Annotated in this window: 5 protein-coding genes; 1 reads left to right on the forward strand and 4 read right to left on the reverse strand. The window is 42.2% G+C overall.

The features are described 5' to 3' along the window. Nucleotides 1–8 precede the first annotated feature (8 nt). The 4 genes from PCIT_RS10310 to PCIT_RS10325 form a co-directional block, all read right to left on the reverse strand. The gene (locus tag PCIT_RS10310) at nucleotides 9–1,055 is read right to left on the reverse strand and encodes an OmpA family protein (RefSeq protein WP_010363851.1); all 1,047 of its coding nucleotides are present in this window, start codon (nucleotides 1,053–1,055) and stop codon (nucleotides 9–11) included. A 116-nt stretch (nucleotides 1,056–1,171) separates the two neighbouring features. After that, nucleotides 1,172–2,953, reverse strand: coding sequence for an ABC transporter ATP-binding protein (locus PCIT_RS10315; protein WP_010363852.1), 1,782 nt, complete (start codon nucleotides 2,951–2,953; stop codon nucleotides 1,172–1,174). Between the two features lie 15 nt (nucleotides 2,954–2,968). Further along, the gene (locus tag PCIT_RS10320; protein WP_010363853.1) at nucleotides 2,969–4,405 is read right to left on the reverse strand and encodes a protein adenylyltransferase SelO; all 1,437 of its coding nucleotides are present in this window, start codon (nucleotides 4,403–4,405) and stop codon (nucleotides 2,969–2,971) included. Further along, nucleotides 4,405–5,103: a DNA-3-methyladenine glycosylase I gene (locus tag PCIT_RS10325; protein WP_010363854.1), complete on the reverse strand. Its 699-nt coding sequence runs from the start codon at nucleotides 5,101–5,103 to the stop codon at nucleotides 4,405–4,407. The genes PCIT_RS10320 and PCIT_RS10325 overlap by 1 nt, the downstream gene beginning before the upstream one ends. 73 nt (nucleotides 5,104–5,176) lie before the next feature. Here PCIT_RS10325 and PCIT_RS10330 point away from each other — a divergent pair, with 73 nt between their 5' ends. Beyond that, complete coding sequence (locus PCIT_RS10330; RefSeq protein WP_010363855.1) at nucleotides 5,177–5,932, forward strand: substrate-binding periplasmic protein; 756 nt, start codon at nucleotides 5,177–5,179, stop codon at nucleotides 5,930–5,932. Nucleotides 5,933–6,164: the final 232 nt, after the last annotated feature.

Here is a 6,164-nt window from a genome sequence, read left to right on the forward strand (position 1 = left end):
ATCGACTACTAATTACGCTTTACTTTCACACGTTCAGTAACAGCGATTGACGCTTCTACGCGGCGGTTTTCAGCATGTGCCGCTAATGTATTCGCCGTATTGAGCAGGCGTTCTTCACCATACCCGACCGTTGAGATTCGCTGTGCATCAATCCCTTTACTAATCAACTGCTTCGCAACCTTGTCAGCACGCTTTTTAGATAACCACTGATTGTATTTTGCTTCACCAACAATCGATGCATGGCCTTCTAATACCACTGACGCGTCATTGTGTTGTTGTAAGAAGGTAACCACGTCCTCTATATCACTTAAATAATCTGACGATACCGCGGAGTTATTATGAGGGAAACGTACCAGCAGCTTTACCGTTGCATCTTTCTCAACGTATTTAGTGCAACCGTATGTATCAACCGCATCCGCCATTGGCGTATTCGCACATTTATCTCGCGTGTCTAACACCCCATCTTTATCTGAATCTTTTGCTCGAGCGACAGGCGCTGGAGTAGGTGCAGGCTCTGCCTTTGCGACAGTCTTCGTAGTGCCAAAGAAGTAGTTTATGCCCAATTTGGCTCCAACATCAATATAACTGCGCTCAAGACCTTGATAGATTGACGTTTCAGCATTCACAAATAAATTGTCACTAAAATGATGACGGTAACCCGCACCGATATTAGCAAAAGTATTACTTTCAAATGCCTCGACAGATTTTAAACCAAACAAACCATAAAATGGACCACCATCAAAGTGATACAGTCCGTCAATACCATAGCGTTCACCGTCTTGAGAACCAGACCCTGTGCCAGATAAATCAAAATCCATATCAGCATACTCTAATCGCGCACTCCAATAGTCATTGAAGCGGTAGCCCAACTCGGCCCCCCAGCCTGTAGAGTTATCTACATCAACACCACCAGCGGCGGCGCCACGCACATTTTCCCAGCTTGCATCGTAATAATCACCAAATACACCAAAATGTATTCCTTCTTTTTGCTCCCCTGCTTGCACTGTAGATACTGCAGCTATTGCAATTGCTAAACTAATTAATTTAAGTTTCATCATTTCTTCCCATATTTCATCAACGTGAGCGCAGATCGCCCCTGAATTTGGCTTTATAATAGTAGAGCATTTCTTAATCTTTACTTAACATTTAAAGATATTTTAATCCTAGTTCTTTAGCCTAGCTGCCTACCAAATAAGGTACTGTATAACCCAGTTTCTCTTGATAAGGCTTGATGATTACCTGATTGTGATACAGTACCATCGTCTAACACATAAATAAGATCAGCTTGTTGTATCGCGCTCAACCTATGGGCAATGATAAGGGTTGTGCGCTTTGAGAGAAATGCTTGTAAGTTCAGATGCACTTTGCGTTCGGTTTCAATATCAAGTGCTGATGTAGCTTCATCTAGAATAACGACTTTGGGGTCTGCTAACACCATTCGTGCGATTGCTAAGCGCTGCTTTTGGCCACCCGATAAGCGCACGCCATTGCGACCTACTTTTGCTTCAAGCTGCTCGTCTAAAGCTTGAATGGTATCAGCCAGTTCAGCCACTTTTAGCGCTTGCCACATTTGCGCTTCAGTGTGTTCTTTACCCATGGTAAGGTTTTCTCGAACCGTCGCATTAAACAAAATAGGTTGCTGTAGCACCGTTGCGACGTTTTCTCGCACCGTATTGTAGCCAACGTCTTCTATCGCAGTGCCTGCAATATAAATTTGACCTGACTGCTTTTCATAAAGCCCCAACAAGAGCTGCACCAATGTAGACTTTCCTCCACCGGATACTGCGACGACAGCCACTTTTTTACCCGCTGGAATATGTAACGAGACATTATTGAGTACAGGTTGCTCTTTGTGATAACCAAAATCTACATTGGCAAAACGAATATCAATACCTTGCTGGTCAAATACTGACGATTTTTGTTCAGGTGCAGCGCGCTCTGTTTCAAATGCAAACACTTGATTCAACCTCTGTAATGCCGCAGAAGCGCCATAATATGCGTACTGAATACCCAGTAACTCTTGCACTGGCCCCATCATAAACCACAAGTAACCGAACACAGCAAAGATCTGACCAACCGTTAAATCAGCAAAGACCACCATCAACATAGCAATGGCTCTAAATACTTCAAAGCCCAACAAAAACACCGTGAAACTTAACCGACTGACGGCATCTGTTTTCCACTGTGACTGAATAGCATAATGTTTAAGGTCTCCTGCAGCTTCTTTAACTTGAGAAAAGTAAGCGCCCTCACGACGCACCGCTTTAAGCTGCGCTATCGCATCTAACGTCTCTACTAGCGAGGCTTGAAACGCTTCAAATGCCGCATTTTCATCTTTCTTTAAGTGCTTAATGCGTTTTCCAAACTGCCGAGAAAAATAAATCACTCCGGGGTTTAATAGCAAAATGGTAAGACCCAAAGTGAAGTCAATCCACAGTAACACAATGGCAGTGCCAATTATCGTCAGTAGCCCAATCAAAAACCGTGACAAAGTCTGACTAATAAAGGTGTCTAAGGTTTCTACATCCGTGATGCATCGTGAACTAATGGCTCCGGCTCCTTGAGTTTCATATTCCTTGAGCTGCACCTTAGGTAAATGATTTAATAATCGCTCTCTGATTTTTAAACTAATATCTTTACCAATAAAGGTAAATTGCCGAGATTGCATGACCCCTAAGACGAGTGCACCAAGGCGCATTAACATCACCCCTAATAACACCACAATGATATATGCTGTAGGCTCTTGCCAATGTTCAGGTAGAAACTGGTTTAAGACATCAATCGCCGCACCTGGGTGACCAAGCAACACCTCATCAACAAGCAGCGGCATCATCAATGGGATAGGGACACTGATCAATGCTGCAAAAAATGCGATGCAATGCGCAATGAACAATGATTTTTTGTGTGCTAATACCTGCTGTTTAATATCTTGCCAGCTAAGAGACTGTGTCATATCCATCCTATTAAATTAGGTACCACAAAACGTATGGTAATTCGCACCTGAAGGAAGAGGCTCAATGAACGCTGACGTTTGCTGCTCGTAGTTGTAAGGGTCATTGAGTACCGGTAGCCATTGCGTCAAAAAATCGCTACTGCCAACCTCCATGAACTGCTCGATCACTTGTTCAACCAATTGGTTGCGTGGCACAACCGCTGGATTTACACGGCTCATTATTTTAGCAATGTCAGTACATTCAGCCTCTGCGATACGCAGCTGCCATTTTTTATACCAACCTGCTATGACTTCATGCACAATAAACAAATTACTCGGTTTAGCCATAATAGAGTTTGTCAGTGCTGCAAAAGTATTAGTGTAGTCTAGCTTATGCTCGTTCATTAACGTCAATAGCTCAGATAACAACTCACTATCTGACTCGCGCCACTCTAAAATACCAAGCTTATTCGCCCACATGGCTTTGTAAGCTTGATTAAACTTATCTGAAAACGTGCCAATGGCTGTGGTCAGCATATTTAATGCAGTGTCTTCTTCTGACTCCATAATTGTTAACAATGATTCTGCCAAACGGGCACAATTCCAGTTTGCGATATTTGGTTGATTACCAAACGCATATCGACCCTGTTTATCTATCGAGCTATACACTTGATTAAAGTCAAACGCTTCTAACATTGCACATGGGCCGTAATCAATGGTTTCACCACTGACTAAGGTGTTATCAGTATTCATAACACCGTGAATAAACCCGACTCTCAACCACTGAATGATTAACTCAATTTGCTTTTCACAGACAGCTGATAAAAATGCCACCGTTCGCGCATCCCCCGTTTCAGTAATATGGGGATAATGAGAGGCAATAGCATGCTCCATCAATTCACGCATACCGTGCTTATCATCATTTAATGCTAAATACTGAAATGATCCAACACGTATATGGCTACTTGCGATACGGCTAACAACGGCACCAGCTACGGCTTGTTCTCTAAACACCGAGTCGCCTGTTGTCACAACGGCCAAACAGTGTGTTGTCGGTACACCTAATGCAGCCATAGCACGACTCATTACATATTCTCTTACTGCAGGGCCAAGCGCACATAGCCCATCGCCCCCACGAGAAAAAGGCGTTCTGCCTGAGCCTTTTAGCTGAATATCTAAAAGTTGGCCCTGAGGATCGGTAAACGCCCCCAGTAAATGTGCTCGTCCGTCTCCTAAAGTAGGATTAAAGTGCCCAAATTGATGACCTGAATAGGCAAGTGCAACAGGCTCTACGTCTGGTAGAACGCGATTACCACTCAATAATTCTGCAGCCTCATTTGCGACAAGTGGAATTGCTAACTGGGTGACTAAATCATCATTCCATAACAACAATTCAGGCATCATGCTAACCTTTGGCCTACTGACTACAGAAAACTGATCACTGATATTTTCGTAACGCTTAACAAACGTCATCATCTCTCTCCTTCTGCTGGTAGCAGATTATCACCAACACTAAAAGCCACTAACTGGCTTAACGCCTGTAAAGACCAACCACTTTGTTCAACAAGCTGATTAAAAAAACTTTGTGCAGCTAATAATGATTTTTTACTTTGCAACCCACCTTCGATGATCTCATGAGCGCGTAAATATGCCTCAACGTCCCGGCTTAACAAAAAGGTATCTTTACCCATAGCCCTCAGTGCAAAAGGTCCTGTATTTCCTCCCAACCTCGCACCATGTTTTTTCAAATATGCCCATAGGCCAATAATATTATCTGTTGGCCACTGTGCCACAAAACCAGTGAATGAGCTGTGTGATTGCTGAACTTCATGGATCATGTAACAGTTTTCAGGAATGGTCTGAACTTTCTTATAATTACGGACAATACGTTCATCCGACGCCTTTTGCTCTAATATTTCTGGTGACATCATCAATAACTTTGAAATGTTAAAATCCCAGAATACCGCTCGAAAGCCAGGCCACTTTGCGTTAATAACTGACCAATAAAAACCACTTTGAAAAACCTTTCGCGTAAACTCTTCTAGCCACTGGTCATCTGAGATAGTGCCTATCTCAGCTTCTGATAATGGACTACCAATTAATGACATTAATATTTTTTCTGAGCCTTTTCGCGCCGCAGCTCTTGTGTAAATATCCGAAAATGTTTCCATTGTTATATGTGATCCTATTTCGAAACCGATGATGATTATCTATAGTTAGAATAAAGCGTCGAAGAGCCACTCTATGAGATTCATATTTAGTCTGATTTTACTGTTTAGTACTATTGTACAAAGTGAGCCCTTTACGAAGCGAGTCCATATTACCACAGGCCAATGGCCACCTTATATTGATCAGTCAAAAGAACATCAAGGCTGTGTAGCCTCTTTGATCAAGGATGTCTTTGCATTGTATGACATTGAGACCCGTTTTGTATTTATGCCCTGGGAGCGGGCTTATCAAGATGGTATGAAACCCGAGTTTATCGGAAGTGCCTACTGGTACTTTAGTGAACAGCGTAGCGAGGACTACATTTATACCAAACACGCCATTACACAAGAAGTAAGTCGGTTCTACCACTTGAAAAGTTTACCATTGAAATATCAAACCTATATGGATTTAAAACCCTATATATTGCTTCTTAATAAAGGCTTAACGTATCCAGAATCATTACACAAAGCCATCGAAAAACACAACATAAGAACCATTGAAGCAACCTATACGGATAAAAACTTCCCTTTGATCATACGTAAACGTGCCGATGTGATGATCATGGATGAAAATACAGCAAAAGTGTACAAGCAATCACTTTCTGCTTCTCAAAAAGCCGCGTTAGTAACACAAAAAACCCCCGCCTATGTAAAACGAGGGTTTTTACTCATCAATAAACAGAATAAACATTACGCAGAATTATTCAACCAAGGCTTATACACCTTATGGAAAGATGAAGTGTATACCCGTCGCTATGAGCAAGAGTGCTCTAAAATAAAAGCGCTACCATAATTTATACTCAGTATCTCTAGAGCCAGAACTTCATCAGGAAGAAGAAATAGGAGCACTGGTAAGTGTAGGAGTAACAAAGTCAGTAAGTATAATTACTCTGGATCCTGACCTGCGTCAGGAAGACAACGGTGTGGGCGAAATCAAAACACCACCTCTAAATACAAAACTTCGTCTCCCTGAACTGGTTTCAGGGTCCATAGGGTTTTTATTCTAAGCTTTCTCTAACCCTTTT

Origin of the sequence: Pseudoalteromonas citrea (genome assembly GCF_000238375.3) — a bacterium.
Taxonomy (GTDB): domain Bacteria; phylum Pseudomonadota; class Gammaproteobacteria; order Enterobacterales; family Alteromonadaceae; genus Pseudoalteromonas; species Pseudoalteromonas citrea.

What these genes read in the sequence shown, in the direction of transcription:
- PCIT_RS10320 (WP_010363853.1), bottom strand. Translation starts at nt 4,405, where the DNA reads ATGACGTTTGTTAAGCGTTACGAAAATATCAGTGATCAGTTTTCTGTA.
- PCIT_RS10325 (WP_010363854.1), bottom strand. Translation starts at nt 5,103, where the DNA reads ATGGAAACATTTTCGGATATTTACACAAGAGCTGCGGCGCGAAAAGGC.
- PCIT_RS10310 (WP_010363851.1), bottom strand. Translation starts at nt 1,055, where the DNA reads ATGAAACTTAAATTAATTAGTTTAGCAATTGCAATAGCTGCAGTATCT.
- PCIT_RS10330 (WP_010363855.1), top strand. Translation starts at nt 5,177, where the DNA reads ATGAGATTCATATTTAGTCTGATTTTACTGTTTAGTACTATTGTACAA.
- PCIT_RS10315 (WP_010363852.1), bottom strand. Translation starts at nt 2,953, where the DNA reads ATGACACAGTCTCTTAGCTGGCAAGATATTAAACAGCAGGTATTAGCA.